Source organism: Solwaraspora sp. WMMB335 (assembly GCF_049179075.1).
Taxonomy (GTDB): domain Bacteria; phylum Actinomycetota; class Actinomycetes; order Mycobacteriales; family Micromonosporaceae; genus Micromonospora_E.
This window is the reverse complement of record NZ_JBMHMF010000001.1, coordinates 4898560-4921770: the sequence shown is the minus strand read 5'-3', so window position 1 is coordinate 4921770 and position 23211 is coordinate 4898560. Positions and strand designations below refer to the sequence as shown.

The following is a 23211-nucleotide window of genomic DNA, read 5'->3' as shown; positions in this document are numbered from 1 at the left end:
CTCGATCGGTACAGCCGCTCCTGGATGGACCTGCGGCTTCACCGCAGCCCGCAAGCGCACACGCGGAGAGACAGATGAGCAAGTACTCCTACAGCTTCGACCCGACGGACACGAACAACACTGCAGCGGCCGTGTACCGACTGGCGCTGACCGGCGGGCCTCGGATCCTCGACATCGGTTCGGGCCCGGGCATCGTGTCCAGCATGCTCGCCAACGTCGCCGGACGGACCGTGACGTGCGTCGACTCCGACAGCGAGGCGCTAGCCGAGGCGCTAGCGTCAGGCGTGCAGGAGACAAAGGTCGTCGACCTGCGACGTCCGGATTGGACAGGGGAGCTGGCGGGGCATGCGTACGACGTAGTAATTCTCGCCGACGTTCTGGAGCATCTGGTCGAACCAGAACTCGTCCTCCGCGCACTGAACGACCAGAAGGTTCTCGCACCAGACGGTGTACTGGTCGTAAGCTATCCGAACATGGCCCACGAGTCGATAATCATCGAACTCATGACGGGCAATTTTGAGTACACTCAAACCGGCCTGCTGGATGCCACCCATTTGCGGTTCTTCACCCGTAGCAGTATGCAGGCACTTCTTGAGTCATCCGGATACTTGGTGACCGAGACCCACCGTACCCGACGGACTGCGGAGCAGACTCCACACCGCGCCCGTGCGCTCGAGATCGACACCGAGTTGCGCAAGGTCGTTGGCGAACTCGGTGAAGACGCGAAAACCTATCAATACATCGTGTTGGCCAGACCATCGACCGAGGCGGTACGGATCAGCCTGGCCGAGCAACGATTCAACGAAGAGCACGTCGCACACCTCAGTGCTCTTGAGGAGATCCGGCGGTTGAACCAGCAACTGCGCGAGCTTCAGGTCCGACAGAATCAGCTCGACGTTCAGTTCCGCCACACCCAGGACACAATCGAGCAGGAGCGGCTCGACGCCGCCCAGGCCCGGGAAGCGCTGCGCCGGGTCGAAGAGGAGCGCAAGAACCTCCAGGCGAGGATGAATCACCTGGCTCGCAGCAACACCTACCGGGTCGGGAAGCTGGTCCGGTACATGGTCCGGCCAGCGGAAGGCTTCCGAGCGCTGAACCGGCGCCGCGCCCGCTCGACCGGCAAGCGCGGCACCAATGGCGGCTCGACCGGTGGGAAGAGCGGCACCACCAGCGGCAAAGCCAGCCGTAGCGACGCCGCGAAGGTCCCCCGGCACTTCCGGCAGCTCGCCGAGGATCCGACCGTGCGTAACGCGTACGAGCAGGCCGCCCAGGTCGACCAGTTTCGGTCAGACCGGCCGAAGGTCGCGTTCTGCGTGTCGACCGCCGACCTGGCCGCCGGTCGAGGCGATCTCTACGTGGCCGTCGGTACCGGCCGCTACCTGGAGCGGCACGGCTACGAGGTGGCCTACCTGTCCGCCGATCGGTGGACCGACCTACCGCCCGACACCGACATCGCCCTAGCGATGATCCCGGCGTTCGACCCGCTGTCCGTGCCCGACGGCTGCCGGGTGATCGCCTGGATCCGCAACGAGACCGAGCGCTGGAGCGAACACCCGCAGCTGGCGCTCTTCGACACGGTGCTCGCATCCTCAACCATCTCGCTCACCCGCATCCGCGAGCACTACGACGGTCCGACCGGGTTGCTCCCCCTCGGCGTGGACACCGAGTTGTTCAGGTTGCCGGTTGACGCCGGCAACCGTCAGGGTGCGGTGACCACGGTCAATTCGTGGGGTCGAGAGCGGCATCTCTACCAGTGCCTACGCGGCGTTGACATCGATTTCCCGTTCGTGATCTTCGGCGAGCGCCGTGGGATGAACTCACGGTTCGCCCGCTACGCGGTAGGTAGCACCAGCTACTTCAACCTGCCGGACCTTTACCGGCGTTCCCTGCTGGTGCTCGATGATCTCAATCACACCACCCGACCGTACGGAAACGTCAATTCGCGCTTATTGGAGAGCCTGGCCGCAGGTGCGCTACCGCTGACCAATTCCCGGGTCGGCCTGCATGAACTCGGCTTGGATGACGTCCCGACCTACAGCGATGCAGAAAGCCTCTCCCGGTTGCTGGCCCGGCTTACCGCCGACCCCGGCGGCACCACGGCGCAGGCCGCCCGGTTGGCGTCGGTGGTACACGAGCGCCACTCGTATGCCCGCCGAGGTGCGGAGCTGCATCAGGTGATAGCCGAGCTGGCTGCCCGTCCCCGCCGGGTGACCCAACGCTTCGTCGGCTCGTTCCCGCATTACCTAGACAACCCGTACCAGGCGATGCTGATGTCGGGGCTGCGCGACGCGGGTGTGCAGTCGTTCCCGGTCGCAGACCTGGTGACGGCCCCGGTAGCACCGCACCTGCCCACCGGCACGCTTGACGGCTACGTACTGCACATCCACTGGACCGATCCGATCCTGCACCCGGCCCGCTCCGCCGACGAGGCAGCGACCAGGCTGACCCAGTTCAAGGAGCACATCGCCGAACTGCGCCGACGCGGTGGACGGCTGGTGTGGACTATCCACAATGTCTTTCCACACGAGTGGAAGTACCCGGAGACGGAGCGGGCGCTCGCACGCTTCCTCGCCGACGAAGCTGACATCGTGCACGTGCTCAGCCAGGAGACGGTCGCTGCGGTCGAGCCACACTATCCCCTGGTGTCGGACAAAGTCCGAGTCATCAAGCACAGCAGCTACCTGGGGGTCTACCCCGACTCGGTCAGCCGGATCGCCGCGCGCCACCGGTTCGGCTTCGAGCCGGACCAGCATGTGCTGCTGTTCTTCGGCGGGATCCGCCCCTACAAGGGCGTGGAACAGTTGCTGGACAGCTTTTCGGTGGCCGGGCGCCGGGACCCCCGGCTACGGCTGATGGTGGCGGGACAGCCCAAGCGGCTCGACCCGCGCAGCCGGCTGCTGGAGCGCTGCGAAGCGGACCCTTTGGTCATCCCGGTGTTCACGGCGATCCCCAACCAGGAGATCCAGCTGTACTTCAAGGCAGCCGACACGGTCGTGCTGCCGTACCGGTCAGTTCTGAACTCGGGAATCTTCCACCTGGCCATTTCGTACGGCCGGCCGGTGGTAGCGCCCCGGGTCGGTTCGCTGGCCTCCCTGCTCGACCCCGCGTTTTCCATCACATTCGATCCGGCCGACCGCCACGGGCTGTCCGAAGCGCTCCTGGCCGCACCTCGCCTGCACGGCCGGCAGGTAGAGCTCGCCGCCCTGGCAACCGCTCGCAGCTACCAGTTCGGTGACATGGGACGGGACTACGCGAAGCTGATCACCGAGCTGTTCGAGACGCCACCACCGCCGGACCCGGCCAGCCTCTGACGAAGGTCGGACGCCGACCACAACGCACCGCCCAGCTACTGTGGATGATGACCGGGTGGTTACTAGGATCGCCCGGTGATCAACAGACATACGGCGCAGACAGTCCTCATTGGGGGATTGCTCGTCCTTATCCTGCCTGGTATCCCGCCGGCTCATGCCGACGAGACCGGACGCCCCGAAAACCTGCGGCTGGAGCTGGTGCTGGACGTCAGCGGCTCGATGCGGGAGCCCGACCTCGACGGCCAGACCCGGATGGCCGTCGCCCAACGCGCCTTCAACGAGGTCGTCGACGCCGTCCCGGACGGCACCGATCTCGGCATCCGGGTGCTGGGCGCCACCTACCCCGGCGACGACAAGACGATCGGCTGTCAGGACACCCAGCAGATCGTCCCGGTCGGCCCGGTCGACCGCGACCAGGCGAAGACCGCGATCGCCAGCCTGCGGCCCACCGGCTTCACCCCGATCGGCCTGGCGTTGCGGGCGGCGGCCGACGACCTCGGCGTGGGTGAGACCGCTCGGCGGATCGTGCTGATCACCGACGGCGAGGACACCTGTGCGCCACCTGACCCCTGTGACGTGGCCCGCGAGCTCGCCGCGCAGGGCACCCGCCTGATCGTCGACACGCTCGGCCTCACGCTGGACGACAAGGTACGCCAGCAGCTGGTCTGCATCGCGGGCGCGACCGGCGGCACCTACAGCAGCGCGCAGAGCGCCGACCAGCTCGCCGATCGGATCAACCAGCTGGTGGACCGGGCTCAGGACACCTACACCCAGACCCCGGAACTCGTGACCGGCAGCGGCGACTGCGCCGCGGCACCGGTGCTCGCCGCAGGGGTCTACGTCGACCGGGAACGCTTCTCCGAACACCGGTGGTACCGGGTGGCGGTCCAGCCGGGCGAGGAATTGCGGGCGTCGGTCAGCATCGCGCTCGACCGTCCGGTCAACCGGGACTACGGCGTCCTGCTGCGCGCCGTCCATCCTGACGGTCGGGAGCTGGTGCGCGGCACGGACGCCGACAGCGGACGTACCGACGTGCTCTCCACCGGCCTGCGCTGGTCGGCGGCCGAGCCCGGCAACGACGACGAGGACCGACCGGAGCCGGCCGACATGTGCCTGGTGGTGAGCAACTCCTTCGCCGCCCCGGGCGGCGCGGGGGACGCCCCTGGCCTGCCGGTCGAACTCACCGTCGACCTGGTGGCAGCCACGCCGACCCCGGATGCTCCCGGCCTGGGCCGCGGCTGGCTGCTGCTCGTCGTACTCGGCGTGGCCGGTCTGCTCACCGGCCTGGCCGCTGGCTGGTTGACCCGCTGGTGGGGTTCGATCTGGAAGGAGAACGCCCGGTGAACCGCCCCCGCTTGGCCCACCCGACACGGCCCGCGCTGGCCCACCTGACACAGGCCACGCTGGCCACCGGCGCGGCCCTGGCCGCCGGTGCCGTCCTGCTGGTCGTGGCCGCGCCGGCCGCGCCGGCCGCGGCGGACGGGCCGACGCCGGTGCCGGTGGAGGCCACCCTGACCAAGGCCGGTACGTCCTTTCTCACCGCCGCGGCGGTCAACATCGACCAGCCGGTTCAGGTCGCCGCCGCCACCGGTGAGTATCTCTACTGGTCGTTCCCGGCGGTCGCCGGTCAAACCAGTTCGATCACCGCTACCGTCGACCTCGCCGATCCGGCGGTCCGCAGCGGCGACTCGACCTGGCACATCGACGTGTTCGACGGACTGCGCCGCCGCCAGGCCTGCACGGCCGGTACCCAGGCCCCGGTCGCGTTGACCACCGACCGCAGCGTGCAGGCAGGCTGTGTGCTGCGCCAGGTACGGTCCTGGGCCGAACCGTGGTCGGGCGATCCGCTGCCGGGGACCTACTTCGTCCGTATCGCCGTGACCGACCTGGCCGAGCAGGACCTCGGCCTGCCGGTCCAGGTGCGCCTGCAGGTGAGCGCGGAGATCTCGGACGACGGCGGGCCGCAGGGCGGTCGGCTGCGGGCGCCGCTGGACCCGACCAGGGAACAGGGTTCCGTGCTCACCGAGGTCGCGGTCGCCGAAGACCAGGCGGCAGCGGACCGCAGCGGTGAGGTCTCGTCCTGGTGGGAACGGGCGACCGACTGGCTGCCGGAGCTTTCCAGCCGCTGGGTCTGGACCGCCTGCGGCGGCATCATCGCGGCGGTCGGTGGGGTGGTCGGCTTCGGCCTGACCCGCCGGCCCCGTCGACGGGGCCCGGCTAGTCGCGGCTAGTTGGCGACCGCGAGCCGCCGGGCCCGAACGGCCGGCTGAGTCGCCCGCGACGACCCGACGCTCCCGGACGGGTCGGCCGTCCCGGCGGCTTTCGATGGGTCCAGGTCGACGAGTAACCGGCGGAACAGCGTAGGTCGATCCACCCGGACGACCGCGCTGCGCCCGCCTCGCTCGACGATCGAGTGCGGCACCGCCAGTGCCGGGGCGGCGGCTCGCAGCATCGCCGCTGCCGGGGTGCTCACCGCGACGGTGAGCACCCCGGCAGGCTGGTCGCCGGAGGTGAGCAGGGCCGCCATCCGCCACACCGCCAGTGCGGCCGGATAGTGCGCGGCGGCGATGCCCGGGCTGGCGAGCATCCGACGTCCATCGCGCCAGGCGCCCGCCAGGGCACGCAACACCCGGTGGTACGCCTCTGCGGTGACTTCGACCCGCGAGAGTTGGGCGGACGCACCGAGCGGCGTCCCGATCACCCACGTCATGGTGGACAACAGCCGCGTCATCCGGGCCGCCGCAGCCGGCTGCTCGAACTGCGCGACCGGCAGCTGCCTGGCGGGCACGGTCGCGGCCGGCCCGAGCCTGCGCCAGCCGACCGGCCGCCGTTCGGTCCAGCAGAAGGCCGCTTCTAGCAGCGGGTACGGGCCGATCGGGCCGTCGGCCAGGGCCTGCAGAACCTTGCCGGCACCGCTTCCCGGTACGGTCATGGCTGCGCTCCTTCTGCCACGTCACGGGTGCGCCGCAGGGCGCGTGGGTCAAGTTGCCGGGATGGATCGCTCTGCTACAAAACGTCCTTGGCGCACCCGGAACGCCCACACTGCCACCGACGTCTCGGCCAGTTCGCCGTTCGCGGTCCATTCGATCCGGGTGGTCACGCCGGGCTCTCGATAGGCGTCGACGAATACTTCCATCGCCGCCCGGTCGACCTGGCCGGCCGCGAGGCCGGCGAGAAACACCTGCGCGGCGTCGTACGATTCAGCGCTGTTGGTGCCCGGCTCCATGCCGAACATCTCCCGATATCGTCGGGGGAACTCGCCGGCCGCCCGCTCCGGCGGCAGGCATGGGCAGGTGATGACGACGTCGGTGCCGGCGTCAGCTCCGGCCGTCTGCAGGAAACCGTCGGCCTTGACTCCGTCACCGGCCACGAAGGTCGCGGTCACCCCGGCGGCACGCAGCTGCCGCTGGAGCCGGCCGGCTTCGGCGTAGTAGCCGCCGTAGAAGACCACGTCCGCGTCGGCGGAACGGACCTGGCCGACCACCGCGCCGAAGTCCGTCGCCCGGCTGGCCACCGTGGCCCGCTGCACCACCTTGGCGCCGAGGCTGGCGACGACCTCATCGGCCAGACCGCTGCCGTACGCGCTGCCGTCGTCGACCACGAACACCGCCGCGGCGCGCAGCACCTGGTCGATGTACCAGCCCGCGGCCCGGCCCTGCGCCGCGTCGTTGCCGACCAGCCGGTGGAAGGTCGACCAGCCGCGCTGGCCGAGTTCGGTACGGGTGGCCGACGTGGTGATGGTGGTGACCCCGCCCTGGTCCAGGATGGGCAGCGCGGCCTCTGCCTCACCGGAGAACGCGGGGCCGATCACGCCGACGATCCGCGGGTCGCCGACGATCTGCTGGGCCAGCGCCGGTGCCTGCTTCGGATCGCCCTGCGAATCGAAATCGACCAGCTCGACCGGACAGTCCGGATGCGCGTCGTGGAACTGGGCGAAAGCCAACCGGGCACCGTCGCGGATGTTGCCGCCGAGGTCGGCCGAGTCCCCGGTGAGCGGACCGAAGACGGCGATCCGCCGATCGCAGGAAGTGACCGAGGTCGGCGTACCACCGCCGTTCGCCACGCAGCCGGTAGCCGCAGACAGGAGGGCGAGCACCGCCGCCGATCTCAGCAACTCACGCACGTCCACCTCCCATGCCGGTCGGACCTGCCTATCCTGCAGGTAGGAGCGTGAGGTTTTTATGAGACGGTTCATCCTGACTGTGCCGCTGGCGGTGCTGGTGATCGCCGGTTGCACCGGCCCGCAGCCGACCGGTCCGGTCGCCGCCACGAGCACACCGGTCACGGCTTCCGCCGGGACCGCCCTCTATGCCGTACCCTCGCGGATTCTCGACGAGATCGTCATCGACGCACAGGGATTCGTGCTGTACCGCTCCGACCGCGACACCGCCGCACCGACCAACTCCGGGTGCACCGGACAGTGCGGCCGGTCCTGGTTGCCGGTGTCCTGCACCGGTGAGGTCCGGGTGGAAGGCATCGACCGTCAGCTCGTCGACTGCTTCGACCGTGCCGACGGCGGCCGGCAGCTGAGCCTGGCCGGCTGGCCGTTGTACGGGTACGCCGGCGACCGGATGCCGGGCGAGATCAACGGACACGGGCTCGACGGCGAGTGGTTCGCGATCAGCCCGGCCGGCGACCGGGCCGTTTACCTGCCCTGACCCGGCAGCCGCAACCGGGCTTCGGTCCCGCCGCCGTCGGCGTTGACCAACCGCAGCTGGCCGTCGTGCAGCTCGGCCACCCAGCTGGCGATGGCCAGTCCCAGCCCGGTGCCGTCCTCGGTGCCGGTCCGGAACCGCTGCGCCGGCGCTGCCGCGACCGCGTCGCTGAGCCCGGTCCCACGATCACGCACCCGTACCGTCGGCGGGTCGGCGCTGACCTGGACCCGTACCTCGGCCGGCTGGTCGGCGATCCGCCCGTGCTGCACGGCGTTCTGGATGAGGTTGCGTAGCGCGATCCGGATGAGCGCCGGATCACCGGTGGCCACCACCGGCACGCAGGCCAGCTGCCCGACATGCGGTGGCTGCACGGTGTCGGCGAGCACCTCCTCGGTCAGCTGATCGAGACGGAACGGTTCGCGGCGCAGGTCACGCAGGCCGGCGACGAGCTGCGCGCGGGTGAGCAGGACCGAGACCGAGTCGGCCAGCCGGTCCGCGGAACGGACCACCTGACGTAGCGCCGCCGGGCGGCGCTGCGGCTCGGCGAGCGCGGTCTCCGAGACCGCCCGGATCACCGTCAGCGGTGTCCGTAATTCGTGCGCGGCGTCGGCCACGAACCGTTCCTGTTGGTTGAGCGCGTCGGCGATGGGTTCAGTGCCACGCCGGGCGAGCAGATAGCCACCGGCGCAGGCGAGAACGGTGAACGAGAGACCGCCGACGATCAGGGCCAGGGCCAGCCGCCGGTTGGCGGCTTCGGCCGGGCCGGAGTCGCCGACCACCACGACGGCACCGGCGACCGCGCCGGTCACCGCATGTTCGAACGGTACGGCGAGCATCGGGGCCGGCGTACCACGGTCGTCCCGGACCGGACCGGTGATCTCGGTACCGGAAGCCCAGACGGTCCGGGCCGGGGCCAGCAGGCTGCCGGGCGCAATGACCGGCAACCCGGCCGGGTACGCGAAGACGAGACTGAGTTCGGTACGCCCCGCCTCGTAGACGTACACGGCGGTGCTGCCGTTGGCTACCGCGTCGTCGAACAGCTTGTCCAGTTGCAGTGCTCCGGAGTCGTAGTAGAGCAGCGCCGCGGCGGTGCTGGCGGTGCGGCGCAGCTCGGCGGCGACGACCTCGTCCCGCTGCCGGCCGTCGACCAGCAACGCGACGGCGCCCATTCCGGCCAGCCCGACCACGTTGATCGCCATGAGCAGGACGGCGAGCCGGATCCGCAGGCTGCGCAGCCGTTCGGCGGTCTGCAGCGGCTTGTTGCCGCGCCGGCGTCGCAGCCGGATCAGCCGCTGCCGGGCGCACCGGGGCGCGACCGGGCTCACGGCGGTGCGGCGATCCGGTAGCCGACCCCGCGTACGGTGTGGATCAGTAACGGTTCGCCGAGCTTACGGCGCAGCTGGGCGACTACCGCGTCGACGACGTTGGAGGCGGGATCGGCGAGCTCGTCCCAGCAGTGCTCGAACAGTTCGCTGCGGCTGACCACGGCCGGCCGGCGGACCAGCAGCATCTCCAGGACGGCGAACTCCTTGCGGGTGAGAGTCAACAGGATGCCGGTGCGGCGTACCTCGCGCCGGGCCGCGTCGACCTCGAGGTCGGCGAAGCGCAGCAACGGCGGCGTGGTGACTCCCCGCCGCCGGCACAGTGCCCGGACCCGCAGCACGAGCTCCGCGGTCACGAACGGTTTGACCACATAGTCGTCCACACCAGCCTGAAAACCGGCGATTCTGTCACCAGCGCTGTCCAGCGCGGTCAGCACCAGTGCTGGCACGGTGAGCCCGGCGCGGCGCCGGTGCCCGAGTTGGTGCAGGGAATCACCCTCCGGCAGAATCCGGTCGAGCACCAGGCAGTCGTAATCGTTGACGCTGATGCTCAGATCGGCCTGGCTCCAGTCGGCGGCCTGGTCCACGGCGAACCCACCGGTACGCAGCGCGCTGACGACGGCACTCCGCACCTCGGGGTCGTCCTCGACCACCAGCACGCGCATGCGGGCGAGGCTAGCAAGCCGTCGTCACCACGACATGTCCGCGCGCCCCGACCCGGCGACGCGGTGTCGGCCAGGTAGCTGCTGACGAAAACCGATGTAGGTCGGGCTGTGACGTTGCCCACTGCCAGCCATGGGCACCGGAGCCGCCGCGGCCGAGGCGGTTTCCATCGGGCCCGCTCGGCGAATCCCGGCCCGGACCGGTCGACGACCCGACACACCCACAACGACCTGCCTATACGCAACGAAGCCTGCCGAAGAACCGGCAGGCTGACCCAAGGCGATCGGACGGACCGGCGTCGCGGTCCTGACTTGTCGGCGATTCCCCGCCGTAACAATCGAGGACTAGCGTGGGGACGGGGAGGGCAACCCCCGTCCCCACCATCAGTTACTCACACGCACGAGCGGATGGCGTCCAGGTCGTGCGTGACGCGCGGGAGCCGGGCCACGCGAGTGGCTCTGGTTCCACCTCCTCTCGACAGGTGGTGCGTTGGCTGGCGGCGGAGTCCGGGCTGGCCCGCCGCCAGCCTCAGGGCTTGCAGCTGACGTAGGATGTTGTGCATACCTACGCCACACGTAGTTCACTGTTGCGGGGTCACATCCATCAATGGAAGCGCTCCCATGCCTGGACTGTAGCCTGAGTCACGGCTTTGCGAAAGCCCAGAGGCTGATCAGCTCATGAAATGAAGGCGTGATGAGCCGGTTACGCCCAGGATCACAACCGGACGGTCACCAGGAACCCTTGCCTTAGCGCCCGAACTGCTGGACGTCCGTGGTGGCACCGGCCACGATGAGCAGGGCGCCGCTCGGGATGCGGGTCCGTCCGCAGGCGTAGCGCAGGTCGGCGTCCCGTTCCTTGATCCCGACCACCGTGACGCCGTATTGCTGGCGCAGCCGGGATTCGGCAAGGGTCCGGTCGACGGTCTCCGGCGGAGCGCACACCTTGGCGATCGCGAACCCGTCGTCGAACTCGATGAAGTCGAGCATCTTGCTGGCCAGCAGGTGAGCCACCCGCTCACCCATCGCCGCTTCGGGGAAGATCACGTGGTGCGCGCCGACGGCAGCCAGGATCCGACCGTGCTTGGCGGTGATCGCCTTCGCCCAGATCTCCTCGATGCCGATCTCGGTGAGCGCCACGACGGTCAGGATGCTCGACTCGACCTCCGAGCCGATCCCCACCACCGCGCGCCGGAAGCCGGGCACCCCGAGTTGCCTCAGCCTGTCCTCGTCGGTCGAGTCGGCCTCCACCGCCCGTGGCAGGCGCTCGGCCCAGTGCTGTACCCGCTTGGGATGCTCGTCGATGCCGAGCACCGGATGCCCGAGCCGCAGCAGGGACAGTGCCACCTGCCCGCCGAATCGACCGAGACCGATCACCACGACGCCGTCGTCCGGCACCCCGTCGTCCGGTTGGCGGCCGTCCGCCACTCCGTCACCTTCCGCACCCGTGTCCATCGTCAAGAGCACCAATCACCAGCAACCAAATAATTAACCGACAATTGCACCCTAAATGCTCTCAGGCCGTCCTGCGGCCGGGCCCCTCGGATCGCCTTGCGACAACCACCGGTGTCACTGCGACTGCAGACAGTGGACATCACCGAATGTCGTTGCCCGGTAACGGATTTCTTCCTGGTCAGCGACGCCCTGCGAGGTGTTGAAGCCGATCACCGATCCGGTAAGCTTGCCCGCGGTCTCCGCCCGGCGGCGCCCCATCGGTGCCGGCGGTGACCGCCGCCCAATCACCCTGCGGGGTGAGCCGGGGACCCACGTTCACCGGGGTGAATCCGCAACTGCGGTAGGGATCGTTCCGTCCCGAACCCGTCAGCTAACTCGGTCGGCGGCCAAGGAGAGGAACAGGATGTCCGCACCCCTGCGCCAGCGGTTGCCGCTGGCCGCGGCACTGGCCACGGTGACCGCGCTATTCGCCGGGTTCGTCGTGCTGGCCGCACCGGCCGCCGCCGCGCCGGCCGATCCCGACGACGAGGGCGAGCCGCCCCTGCTGAGTGAGGTCCTCGAGTCGACCGGACGCGGCTTCGTCGAAGCCAGAACTGCGGTCGAGGAGTCCCGCAAGCGACAGCTGCAGCTCAGCCTGGAACTGGAGAAGGTAGAGGAACGGCTGGCCGCGCTCAGCCCACAGATCGGCGAAGTCGCCTCCAACTCGTACCGACTCGGCCGGATAACCCCGGTCATGGTGCTACTCAACAGCGCCAGCCCGGACGCCCTGCTGGAACGGGCCGAGGGCCTCGACATGATCGCCATGCACGACAACAAGCGGGTCCGCGAGTTGAACGAGGCGCGCGAGCAGGCGGAACGGGCCAAGGCGGCGATCGACGCCGAGGTCGCCCGCGAGGAGCAGCAACTCACCGTGATGCGGCGGCAGAAGGAGGAGGCGGAGAAGGCGCTGCGTCTGGTCGGCGCGGTCGCCACCAACGGCTTCGTCTCCGCCACCTCGCCGGTGGCCCGCCAGGCCCCCCGCAATTCGGACGGTTCCTGGCCGTCGCAGTCCTGCAGCCTCGACGACCCCACCACCACCGGCTGCATCACGCCGCGCACGATGCACGCGCTCAACGAGGCCAAGCGGGTTGGCTTCACCCGTTTCGTGTCGTGCTTCCGTCCGGGTGGACCGTTCGAACATCCGAAGGGGCGGGCCTGCGACTTCTCGGCGCAACAGAACGGATTCGGTGGCGACGCCACCGGGGACGACCGGCTGTACGGCAACAACCTGACCGCGTTCCTGGTCCGCAACGCCGACCGACTCGGCATCCTCTACGTCATCTGGTACCGCCAGGTCTGGTTCCCGGCCACCGGCTGGAGTTCGTACAGCGGAGCCGGCGGTGACCCGAGCAGCGACCACACCAACCACGTGCACCTGTCCCTGCTCTGACCGGCTCGGACGACGTACGGACCGGGCCCGGTGTGCGGCCCGGTCACTCGGTGCGGGCCGACCGACGTACCGGGGCCCGACCGGCCGGCTGCTGCGGCGGCGGCCCGGACGCCGCAGCTGGCGGGATCGCCCTGGTCACCGGCTTGTCCGCGGTCACCGTGAGCTGCTCGCCGTGGTGGCTCAGCTCGATACTCGCGTCCGGATCCCCGTCGCGCAGGTCCCGCAGGGAATAGGTGACCTCGTCGTGCTGGACGGCCACCCGCAACCGCAGCCCTCGCCACATCATGGCGAACTCCAGCCGGTTGATCCGCTGCGGTAGTCGTGGCGCGAAGGACAACTCTCCGGTGTGGTCGCGCATCCCGCCGAATCCGGCGACGAGTGCGATCCACGCTCCGGCCAACGCGGCGACGTGGATCCCGTCCCGGGTGTTGCGGGCGATGTCGTGCAGGTCCATCAGCGCGGCCTCGCCCATGTAGTCATGGGCGAGCTCCAGATGCCCCGTCTCGGCCGCGATCACCGACTGGGTGCACGCCGACAGCGACGAGTCGCGAACCGTACGCCGCTCGTAGTAGGCGAAGTTGCGTGCCTTCTCCTCGTCGGTGAAGGCGTCACCGCGCCAGTGCATGGCCAACGCCAGGTCAGCCTGCTTGACCACCTGCTTGCGGTACAGGTCGAAGTACGGGTAGTGCAGCAGCAACGGGTAGTGGTCCTGTGGGGTGCCGGCGAAGTCCCACTCCTGGTGCCGGGTGAAACCCGCCGACTGCGGATGCACCCCGAGCTCGGAGTCGTACGGCAGGTGCATGGACAGCGCCGCGTCCCGCCAGGCCGCGGTCTCCTCGTCGTCCACCCCGAGCACCCACGCCCGGTCGGCGTAGCGCAGCGCGCAGTCGGCCGCGGTGAGCAGGTTCCGCTGTGCCATCAGGTTGGTGTAGATGTTGTCGTCGACCACCGCGGTGTACTCGTCGGGGCCGGTCACCCCGTCGATGTGGAACCGGCCGTGCCGGTCGTGGTGGCCCAGCGAGCGCCACAACCGGGCGGTCTCGACGAGCAGTTCCAGGCCGATCTCACGTTCGAACTCGACGTCGCCGGTGGCCTGCACGTACCGTCGGACCGCGTCGGCGATGTCCGCCGCCACGTGGAACGCCGCGGTGCCGGCCGGCCAGTACGCCGAGCACTCCTGGCCACGGATCGTCCGCCAGGGGAAGGCCGCGCCGTTGAGGCCGAGCATCCGGGCCCGCTCCCGGGCCTGGTCCAGGGTCGAGTGCCGCCAGCGCAGCACCGAGGCGACCGCACCGGGTTGGGTGTAGGTCAGCACCGGCAGGACGAACATCTCGGTGTCCCAGAACGCGTGCCCGTCGTACCCCGGGCCGGTCAGGCCCTTCGCGGCGATCGGCCGCTGCTCGGCGCGGGCACCGGCCTGCAGGACATGGAACAGCCCGAACCGGACCGCCTGCTGGATCTCCGGGTCACCGTCCACCCGGACGTCGGCGTGGTCCCAGAAGTCGTCGAGGTACTTGCGCTGCTCGGCGCAGAGTCCGTCCCAGCCGGAGATGCGGGCACCGGCCAGCGCCGCCCCCACCTGGTCACGCAGTGCCGGCAACGACCGCTGGCTGGACCAGCCGTACGTGAGCAGCTTGACCACCCGCAGCCGCTGGCCCGGCTGCAGCAGGCAGGAGATGGTGGTGCGGACCCAGTCGTCGAAGCCTTCGGTGCTGACCGTGACGTCGCCAGGGCCGTCGATCTCGTGCCCCATGGCCACCGCCATCCGCAGCCCGCTGGCCTTCGTACGGTGGATCAACAGCCCGCCGTCGGGCTGGACCAGCCGTTCCTCGGCCTGCAGTGGTGACTCCAGCACGGCCGCGACCCGCGGATCCCGGCTCTGCTGCGGCAGTTCCTCGTTGGCGACCAACTCGGACTGCACGATGATGCGCAGCGGCTCGTCGACCGCCTCGACCTCGTAGCAGATCGCGGCCACCGCCCGCTGGGCGAACGACACCAGCCGGGTGCTGCGCACACGACTGGTCCGCCCGGCCGGCGAGCGCCACTGCAGCCGCCGGTCCAGCAGACCGGCCCGCAGGTCGAGCACCCGCTCGTGGGACATCAGGTCGCCGTAGCGCACATCGAACGGCTCGTCGTCGACCAGCAGCCGGATCGGCTTGCCGTTGGTCACGTTGACCAGCGTCTGCCCGGATTCAGGGAAGCCGTACCCGGCTTCGGCGTACGGTAGCGGCCGCAACTCGTAGAACGAGTTCAGGTAGGTGCCGGGCAGGCCGTGCGGTTCGCCTTCGTCCAGGTTGCCGCGGAACCCGATGTGCCCGTTGGCGAGCGCGAACACCGACTCCGACTGGGCCAGGATGTCGAAGTCGAGCCGGGTCTCCCGGACGTGCCAGGGCTCGACCGGGTACGCCCGTTCCCGGATCACCGGGGCGCTCCGGCCAGCAGATCACCCAGGTCGCTCACCACGATGTCGGCACCGTGGGTGAGCAGTTCGTCCCCGATGCCGACCCGGTCGACGCCGACCACCCAACCGAATTCGCCGGCCCGGGCCGCGGCCACCCCGGCCAGCGCGTCCTCGAAGACCGCACTGTTGGCCGGCTCGACGCCCAACTGCGCGGCGGCGGCCAGGAACGTGTCCGGATCCGGCTTGCCGCGCAGCCCTTTCTCGCGTGCGACCACCCCGTCTACCCGCACCTCGACCAACTCCTCAATCCCCGCCGCGATGAGCACATCCCGACAGTTGGCGCTGGCCGAGACGACGGCCCGGTGCAGCCCTACCCAGCGGGCGGCGTGCAGGTATGCCAGCGAACCGTCGTAGACCTGCACGCCGTCTTCGGCGATGCGTCGCAGCAGGATCTCGTTCTTCCGGGTGCCGATGCCGTGGACGGTGTCGGCCTCCGGGGGGTCTTCCACCGACCCCTCGGCAAGCACAACGCCCCGCGAGGCGAGGAAGGAACGCACCCCGTCGGCCCGTGGGCGGCCGTCGACGTACTGGCTGTAGTCGGCCCCTGGATCGAACGGCCGGAAGGGCTCGCCGGTGGCCGCGGCGCGCCCTCGCAGAAAGTTGTTGAAGGTCTCTTCCCACGCCGCGTTGTGTACCTTCGCGGTCTGGGTCAGCACCCCATCGAGATCGAACAGGCAGGCGGTCACATGATCAGGTAGACCGAGCACGCAGCCAATCTAACCTGATCTCCAGCGGACTGCTCGGTTATCCCCGCCAGTGTCTGCCCAGGGGCCGGCGTCGGTGTCCGCTCAGCGCCACCCCACGTCGATCCGGTCGCCCCGCTCGTCGAAGAAGTGCAAGGCGTCCATCCGGACCGCCACGGACAGCGGATGCCCGGAACTGACCGCCGGGTACGGCGCCAGCCGTACCGCCAACTCGGCCGGCCGGCGGTGATGCCGCCCGGGATCGCTCAGCACGCTCTCCCGGGCCGAGCCGGGCCGTCCGCCGGCCTCCACGCCCTCGCCGGTTTCGGTCGACCGGCCGGTGAGCCGCTGCATGACGCTGCCGAGCCGGCGCAGTCGCCCGGTCGACCCGTTGACCGGATCCGCCGGCTGGCCGCCCAGGTCGTCCACCATGATCGCGGTGGCACCGATGTCGAGGAAGGCCAGCGACTCGTGCCCGTGGTGCTCCAGGAACCGAATCCGACCCCGCAACACGTCGCCGGGAGCGTCGGGGGCGACCGGGGTGAGCGCTTCGGCCCGCATGCCGACGACGATCCGTTCCCCGTGGTAGTGCGACACGGCCCGCGCCCGGATGTCGCTCCACGGCAGGTAGAGCGCCTGTTCGCCAAGATTGAGCGCGACGTAGCGATCGAGGTGGACGTAGACCGAGGCTTCGAGCAGGTTCATCCGGGGACTACCGAGGAAGGCCGCGACGTAGAGGGTGGCCGGCCGGCCGTACACCTCGGTCGGGGTGCCGACGTCCTGCAGCACGCCCCGGCGCATGATGGCCACCCGGTCGGCCATGGTCAGCGCCTCGGCCTGGTCGTGGGTGACGTAGACGGTGCTGACCCCGAGTTCGCGCACCAGCCCGGAAATCTCCGCCCGTAGCTCGGCCCGCAGCCCGCTGTCCAGGTTGGACAGCGGCTCGTCCATCAGGAACAGGCCGGGTCGACGTACGATGGCCCGCCCCATCGCCACCCGCTGGCGCTGGCCGCCGGAGAGCTGGTTCGGTCGGCGGGACAGCACGTCACCGATGCCGAGCGCACTTGCCACGTCGGCCACCCGCTCGGTGCGCGATTCGGGATCGACGCCGGACAGCCGCAGCGGGAAGGCGATATTGTCGCCGACCGACATGTGCGGATAGAGCGCGAAATCCTGGAAGACCATGGCGACGCGACGATCCCGGGGTGGGATGTCGTTGGCCAGTTCACCGTCGAGCAGAACCGCCCCGCTGGTCGGATCCTCCAATCCGGCGATCATGCGCAGCACCGTCGACTTGCCGCAGCCGGACGGCCCGAGCAGCACCATGAACTCGCCGTCGTTGACGTCGAGATTGACGTTGTCGACAGCGATGGTCCCGTCCGCAAAGACCTTGGTCACGTCCTTGAGCGCGACGGTGGTCACCGTCACCTCCCGCAGCATCGGTTGCCGGCCCCCGGAATGACTGTGACGAGCGCCATCGCCCTAGCACATCGGGTAAACGTGCCATGTTCATATTGTGACAGCTCGATTACAGCGCAGCTCGCGAGGATTACCGAGCGGTTACTTTGCCACCGGGCTCAGCTCCGTGCCGAACTCCTCATACCGGGGCACCCCGTTCCACTGCTGTCCGCCCCGGCGCAGGAAGTAGTCGAGCCCGGCGTCCCAGGTGTGCCCGCTCGCCCGCCGCTCGTACAGATAGCCCAGCGGATGAGTCCGGTAGATCAGCCCACCAGCCCGCAGCACCCGGTCCATCAGGCCCCGGTCCACCGAACGGGGCACCGGTCGCCAGCCACCGACCGCCTCCAGATCACCCCGGGACAGCAACATGGTGCCGCCGGCGACCGGAGGGCCGTACGCCTCCGGTGGTACCGCTGCCCGGCGTACCGTCACGCCGAGGGTCTGCAACACCACGAACTCGGCCGCCTTGCCGACCAGCGTCGCACCGGAGAACTCCCGGGCCAGGACCAGGTCCCAGACGTGCTCGGGTCCGTAGACGTCGTCATCGTCCACCTTGGTGACCAGGCTGCCCCGCGCCCGGGCCGTCGCCGAGCCCATCACCTCGCCGAAGCTGAACCCGGCCGGGGCACTGAATATCTCGATCGGCCGCCCGCAGCCGGCAAGCTGGGCCCGGATGTCCGCGGCCAGCTCGATGCCGTGCAGGCAGAGCACGATCTCCAGCTCCGGATAGCTCTGCCCGGCGAGCTGCCGCACCACCTCCGGCAGGTACTCCGGCCGGCGGGTGACGAGCACCGCGCTCACCGACGGCGGCGCGGCGAGCGACGGAAAGACATCAGCGGTCACGTCGCCCGCGGCGAACGCACCGGCGTGCCCGCGCAACGCCGCCGACCGCTGTCTGACGCTGCGGATCTCCCACTCCAGCGGGTCGGCGGAGACCGCCGGCAGGTCGCTGCCGAGCACGTCCAGCAACGGCTCGGCGAGCCGGTCGGCCACCGCCGGTGGCAGGTTCGGCGCGTGCAGCAGCACCCCGGTGGCGGCCAGCTGTGCCAGCAGCAACGCTTCCGCCGCCGGAGCCGCGGCCGGCACCTCGCCGCACCGCAGATGCACGAAGCGCCGCACCGCCGACAGCTGGTCACCGTCGAGCGGCAGCGCGTCGCACCGACCCTGCGCCACCGGAGCCGCCGTGACGTCTCCGGCCGGCCGTAGCTGCCAACGCGGTACCGGATCGTCCGGCAGGAACTCCAGCGAACAGGTCGGCTCCGACGGTCCGTACCGCCGGCCCCGCCCGACCGGGTTGGCCACCGCCGGGTCGATCAGCACCATCGGCCGGCGGTTGGTCACCCGCGCGCCGGTACCGCTCGCGGTCACCGCGACGCCGTACAGCGGCGCCTCGGTGGCGAGTGCCGCCGCGTCCGGCGCGAGCACCACGTCGTACGCCCGGATCTCCTCGTTGGGTGCCAACGGGTCAGCGGTCGTCGTGTGCCGCGCCGACAACGGCAACCAGGCTGGCGCGCAGCCGAGCGCGGTGACGTCCGCGCTCGCCACCCGGGGTAGCGGCCGGACCGGGGCGAGCACCTCCAGCACCGCCGCGAGCAGGTCGTAGAGGGCGATCGGGCGTACCAGCTCGACGCTGACCCGGGCCCCGCCGGTCGGTGGCAGCCGGACCTGGTGCCGCCGCACCCCGGGCAATGGACCGAGCCGGCCGCACCAGCCGGGTGCCGGCGCTCGCCACCGGCGTACCCGCAGCGTCAGCCGCCGAACGGGCGTGCCGGCGGCCGGCTCGGCCAGCAGCCGGCGCACGGCCGCCACCGACGCGGCGTCGACCACCGCGTGCCGGACCGGACCGGTCGGCAGCACCACCGGCCGGACAGACCGGTCGACGGCGGACCGGTCGACGGCGGGCTGGCTGTCCACCCGCAACCGCCACCACCAGCGCCGCCCGCCCCCGACCGTGGCCAGTCCGGTACGCAAGCCGCTCGCCATCTTCGCCGCCACCGCGCGTCGTCCCACCCCGCCGCCACCTGTCTGTCACGCACCCGGATCCTGGTTGCGCAACCGAGGCTACCGGCCAGCGGTCCGGTAGGCTGCACGCGTGTCCCTGCCTGGCGCTGTGTCATCCGCTCCGTCCGCGCACAACGACTGGGCACGGCTGGCACCACCCGATCTCGGGCAGTGGGTTCCCACCACCACGGTGGGTGTGATCGTCGTCGGTGACGACCCGGCCGCCGTCGCGCGTACCACGGCCGCGCTGCACCAGCAGCAGTACCCGAGCGATCTGCTGTACCTCGGCAGCTGCGGCACGGACGGCGCGTTCCCGAACGAGGTCGGCGCCGCCAAGGGCGAGATCGTGGTACGCATACCGGCCGGCGCGGTCCCGGCGTCGGACTTCGTCACCGCGCTCGCCCGTTGGCCGCACACCAGCCCGGAGGCGGTCAGTCTCGCCGTACCGATGATCTTCCCCGATGCCGACCCCGGCGGCATCGGTCCTGACCCGGACGTGATCTCCACACACGTCGGCGCCGGCACTCTGGACCAGCTCTTTCCCGGCTGCACGGCCGGTGCCGAGCTGGCCCGGCGGTTGGCCGCCACCCACCAGCTGCGCACCGCCGATCATCTTGCCTTCCTGGCCGTCGCCGGCACCGCGTTCGCCTTTCGGCGGGATCGTTACCAGGCCGGCGCTGACGGCTGCCAGGGCGCCGACGTCGAGGTCGGCTACCGGCTGGCGCAGGCCGGCGCGCTGTTCGTGCCCGAGCCGGCGGCCCGGGTCTGGATTCCACCGGTCGCCGCCGGAGCGTCGACGGCGGGAGGATCGCCGGCAGGGCTCGCCGACCTGATGGCCTACCCGCGCGAGCACCGGCGCCGGCCCGGCCGGACCTGGCATGTGCCGCTGGTCACCGCCGTGGTCCCGGCCGATCAGCCGTACGAGGTGGTGCGTTCCTGCGTGGACCGGCTGCTGGCTGGCGACGAGCGGGACCTGCATGTCGTGTTGGTCGCGGACTGGCACGACGACGCGGCCCACCGCGACGGTGGTGGTGCCGACCTACGGCTGCTCGCGGCCGAGTACCGCTTCGAGCCGCGGGTGACCATGCGTGCGACCGCCCCGACGAGCGCGTATCCGGCACCGTACCTGCTGCGGGTGCCGGCCCGGCTCGGCGTCGACGCGAGCACCGTCGGCGCCCTCGTCGCCGCCATGGAGAAGTGGCGATGCGGCCTGCTGCGGGTGCTCCCGGCCGGTGCCGGATCGGCGACCCATGCGGTCGAACTGTGGTCCACCGCCGCACGCGCCCGCGCGCTGCACGCCGGCACCTCGGAGGGCGCGCTGGTCGAGGCGGTAGCGGCCAGCCATGGCCAACGGTGGGAGACCGGCAGCGAGTACGGGGTCGTCGACCTGCTGGCAGACACCGTGACCGGCCCGGCTACCGCGGGCACCGCCGCCCGGCAGCGGCCCGCGCAGACCGTCGCGGTCGGCGGTGCCCGCAGCCTGGGCAGGGCAACGGTGTTCGTGGCCCGCCAGTACGCCCGTGGCGTACGCCGCCGGCTGGTCGCCCGCTGAGCCCACTGAAACCACTGAAACCACCGCCACTCCCGGTCGCCCGCTGAGGACTCCGGGTCGCCCGGCGGCCGGCGCCGATGCCCCGGATCCAAGCGATTCGCGAAAGATTTTCGGCCTTTCGAGGGCACCGCCGTGCCGGAAACGGATCACTATCCGCTGCTCGCGGCGCATTGCGCCGGATCCATCCCACCAGTGGTATAGGAGTTTCGGAATATCTCTTTCAGTATCACCACAGACTACTCTCAGCAAGATCGGCGTTCACTGATCCGCTGTGACCGTCAGCGGACGGACGCCTGCCGATCTGATGGGAGGAACGGGAGATGAATCTCCCCCGCAGGATCATCGTCGTCGGTGTTACCGCACTGGCGATGATGGCGGCAGCCGCCGGACCGGTCACCGCCGCCGAGCCGGAAGGCACGATCCGGCACGCTGGTGGCGAGACCGCGGTGAAAGACAGCTACATCGTGGTGTTCAAGGACAGCGCGGTCGGTCGCGGCGAGGTCGCCGAAACCGCCCGCAGCCTGGCAAGCAAGTACGGGCGTACGGTTGCCCGTACTTACCACGCGGCCCTGCGCGGCTTCGAGATCTCGGCGAGCGCCGAGCAGGCCGCGCGGATCGCCGCCCACCCGAGCGTGGACTACGTCGAGCAGAACCACACCGTACAGATCGCCGACACCCAACTCGACCCGCCGTCCTGGGGCCTGGACCGGATCGACCAGCGCAGTCTGCCGCTGGACGACTCGTACACCTACCCGAACACGGCACCCAACGTGCACGCGTACATCATCGACACCGGCATCCGGTTCAGCCACAGCGACTTCGGTGGCCGCGCGGTCACCGGCTTCGACGCGGTCGACGGCGGCGCGGCGGACGACTGCAACGGCCACGGCACGCACGTCGCCGGCACGGTCGGCGGCGGCGCGTACGGCGTGGCGAAGGGTGTCGCCCTAATCGGCGTACGGGTGCTGAACTGCTCCGGCAGTGGCACCACCGCCGGCGTCATCGCCGGTGTCGACTGGGTCACCGACAACGCGGTGCTGCCCGCGGTGGCGAACATGAGCCTCGGCGGCGGCGCGAACACCTCGCTGGACACGGCCGTACGCAACTCGATCGCCGCCGGCATCACCTACGGCCTGGCCGCGGGCAACAGCTCCGCGAACGCCTGCAACACCTCCCCGTCGCGGGTCACCGAGGGCATCACCGTCGGCGCCACCACCAGCACCGACGCTCGGGCCAGCTACTCCAACTACGGCACCTGCCTGGACATCTTCGCCCCGGGCTCGTCGATCACCTCGGCGTGGTACACCAGCGACACCGCGACCAACACCATCAGCGGTACGTCGATGGCCACCCCGCACGTGGTCGGCGCCGCCGCGCTGGTCGCCTCGGCCAACCCGAGCTGGACCCCGCAGCAGGTCCGGGACTACCTGTACGACAACGCGACGGTCGACGCGGTCGGCAACCCCGGCAGCGGTTCGCCGAACCGGCTGTTGTACGTGGTCAACGACGGCACCCCGCCTGCGGACAACTTCTCGATGTCGGTGAGCCCGACCTCGGGCTCGACGCTGCCGGGCGGTTCGGTGTCGGCGACGGTGTCGACCACCACCACCTCCGGCTCGGCGCAGTCGGTCAGCTTCTCGGCCAGCGGTCTGCCGAGCGGCGCGACGGCCAGCTTCAGCCCGTCGAGTGTCACCTCGGGCGGCTCGTCCAGCCTGACCATCAGCACCTCGGCGAGCACCCCGGCCGGCACCTACTCGGTGACCGTCACCGGCACCGGCACGTCGGCCACCCGTACCGCCGCCTTCTCTCTGACGGTGATCGGCGCGGGCGGCGGCTGCACCGGCACCAACGCCACCGACGTGGCGATCCCGGACAGCGGGTCGTGGGTCAGCAGCAGCATCGCGATCAGCGGCTGCAGCGGCAACGCCTCGTCGTCGTCGACCGTGGACGTCAACATCCAGCACACCTACCGCGGTGACCTGATCGTCGACCTGATCGCGCCGGACGGGTCGTCGTACCGGTTGAAGAGCTGGGCGTTCTTCGACGGGGCGGACAACGTGATCGAGACGTACACGGTGAACCTGTCGTCGGAGACGGCCAACGGCACCTGGCAACTGCGGGTGCGGGACATCTTCAGCGGAGACACCGGCTACATCAACACCTGGACGCTCGATCTGTAGCGCGCTGGCCAACGGCTCGTCCTGATCGTGCCTCGGGTGCGGCCC

16 protein-coding genes and 1 riboswitch are annotated in these 23211 nt (G+C 70.2%); of the genes, 7 read left to right on the top strand and 9 right to left on the bottom strand.

Annotation, left to right across the window (positions count from 1 at the left end; all coding sequences use genetic code 11):
* Positions 1-74 precede the first annotated feature (74 nt).
* The 3 genes from ACN27F_RS21310 to ACN27F_RS21300 all read left to right on the top strand — a co-directional run bounded on the left by ACN27F_RS21310 (position 75) and on the right by ACN27F_RS21300 (position 5542).
* Positions 75-3311: a methyltransferase domain-containing protein gene (locus ACN27F_RS21310; RefSeq protein ID WP_421436104.1), complete on the top strand. Its 3237-nt coding sequence runs from the start codon at positions 75-77 to the stop codon at positions 3309-3311.
* 75 nt (positions 3312-3386) lie between these two features.
* Entirely contained in the window at positions 3387-4655 is a 1269-nt protein-coding gene (locus ACN27F_RS21305; RefSeq protein WP_421436102.1) for a VWA domain-containing protein, read from the top strand.
* Positions 4656-4690: 35 nt separating this feature from the next.
* On the top strand, positions 4691-5542 hold the full coding sequence (locus tag ACN27F_RS21300) for a peptidase (protein ID WP_421440369.1): 852 nt from the start codon (positions 4691-4693) through the stop codon (positions 5540-5542).
* On the opposite strand, the gene ACN27F_RS21295 is transcribed toward ACN27F_RS21300, so the two are convergent.
* Positions 5539-6243 carry a hypothetical protein gene (locus ACN27F_RS21295; RefSeq protein ID WP_421436100.1) on the bottom strand — a complete coding sequence of 235 codons (705 nt, stop codon included), beginning with the start codon at positions 6241-6243 and terminating at the stop codon, positions 5539-5541. The genes ACN27F_RS21300 and ACN27F_RS21295 overlap by 4 nt on opposite strands.
* A gap of 48 nt (positions 6244-6291) precedes the next feature.
* Positions 6292-7434: a branched-chain amino acid ABC transporter substrate-binding protein gene (locus tag ACN27F_RS21290; RefSeq protein ID WP_421436099.1), complete on the bottom strand. Its 1143-nt coding sequence runs from the start codon at positions 7432-7434 to the stop codon at positions 6292-6294.
* Between the two features lie 58 nt (positions 7435-7492).
* Here ACN27F_RS21290 and ACN27F_RS21285 point away from each other — a divergent pair, with 58 nt between their 5' ends.
* A complete protein-coding gene (locus tag ACN27F_RS21285; RefSeq protein ID WP_421436098.1) occupies positions 7493-7969 on the top strand; it encodes a hypothetical protein in 477 nt (158 codons plus the stop codon).
* Here ACN27F_RS21285 and ACN27F_RS21280 read toward each other — a convergent pair.
* The 3 genes from ACN27F_RS21280 to ACN27F_RS21270 form a co-directional block, all read right to left on the bottom strand.
* Positions 7957-9291 (bottom strand): sensor histidine kinase, encoded by a 1335-nt coding sequence (locus tag ACN27F_RS21280; RefSeq protein WP_421436096.1) that lies wholly within the window; start codon positions 9289-9291, stop codon positions 7957-7959. The two genes, ACN27F_RS21285 and ACN27F_RS21280, sit on opposite strands and share 13 nt — an antisense overlap.
* A complete protein-coding gene (locus ACN27F_RS21275; protein ID WP_421436094.1) occupies positions 9288-9953 on the bottom strand; it encodes a winged helix-turn-helix domain-containing protein in 666 nt (221 codons plus the stop codon). Before ACN27F_RS21275 ends, ACN27F_RS21280 begins: the two co-directional genes overlap by 4 nt.
* Positions 9954-10697: 744 nt before the next feature.
* Complete coding sequence (locus tag ACN27F_RS21270) at positions 10698-11375, bottom strand: potassium channel family protein (RefSeq protein WP_421436092.1); 678 nt, start codon at positions 11373-11375, stop codon at positions 10698-10700.
* Positions 11376-11669: 294 nt separating this feature from the next.
* Positions 11670-11803, top strand: a riboswitch (cyclic di-AMP (ydaO/yuaA leader).
* A gap of 2 nt (positions 11804-11805) precedes the next feature.
* On the opposite strand from ACN27F_RS21270, the gene ACN27F_RS21265 reads away from it, so the two are divergent.
* Positions 11806-12831 (top strand): coiled-coil domain-containing protein, encoded by a 1026-nt coding sequence (locus ACN27F_RS21265; protein ID WP_421436089.1) that lies wholly within the window; start codon positions 11806-11808, stop codon positions 12829-12831.
* A gap of 43 nt (positions 12832-12874) precedes the next feature.
* Here ACN27F_RS21265 and ACN27F_RS21260 read toward each other — a convergent pair whose 3' ends face one another.
* The 4 genes from ACN27F_RS21260 to ACN27F_RS21245 all read right to left on the bottom strand — a co-directional run bounded on the left by ACN27F_RS21260 (position 12875) and on the right by ACN27F_RS21245 (position 19443).
* Positions 12875-15253 (bottom strand): glycoside hydrolase family 65 protein, encoded by a 2379-nt coding sequence (locus tag ACN27F_RS21260; protein ID WP_421436087.1) that lies wholly within the window; start codon positions 15251-15253, stop codon positions 12875-12877.
* The gene (locus ACN27F_RS21255; protein WP_421436085.1) at positions 15250-15999 is read right to left on the bottom strand and encodes a beta-phosphoglucomutase family hydrolase; all 750 of its coding nucleotides are present in this window, start codon (positions 15997-15999) and stop codon (positions 15250-15252) included. Before ACN27F_RS21255 ends, ACN27F_RS21260 begins: the two co-directional genes overlap by 4 nt.
* A gap of 81 nt (positions 16000-16080) precedes the next feature.
* Entirely contained in the window at positions 16081-17397 is a 1317-nt protein-coding gene (locus ACN27F_RS21250; RefSeq protein ID WP_421440367.1) for an ABC transporter ATP-binding protein, read from the bottom strand.
* Positions 17398-17535: 138 nt separating this feature from the next.
* Positions 17536-19443, bottom strand: a complete 1908-nt coding sequence (locus ACN27F_RS21245; RefSeq protein WP_421436082.1) for a hypothetical protein — start codon at positions 19441-19443, stop codon at positions 17536-17538.
* A gap of 100 nt (positions 19444-19543) precedes the next feature.
* Here ACN27F_RS21245 and ACN27F_RS21240 point away from each other — a divergent pair, with 100 nt between their 5' ends.
* Positions 19544-20986 carry a hypothetical protein gene (locus ACN27F_RS21240; protein ID WP_421436080.1) on the top strand — a complete coding sequence of 481 codons (1443 nt, stop codon included), beginning with the start codon at positions 19544-19546 and terminating at the stop codon, positions 20984-20986.
* Positions 20987-21306: 320 nt separating this feature from the next.
* Positions 21307-23166 (top strand): S8 family peptidase, encoded by a 1860-nt coding sequence (locus tag ACN27F_RS21235; protein WP_421436077.1) that lies wholly within the window; start codon positions 21307-21309, stop codon positions 23164-23166.
* Positions 23167-23211 lie beyond the last annotated feature (45 nt).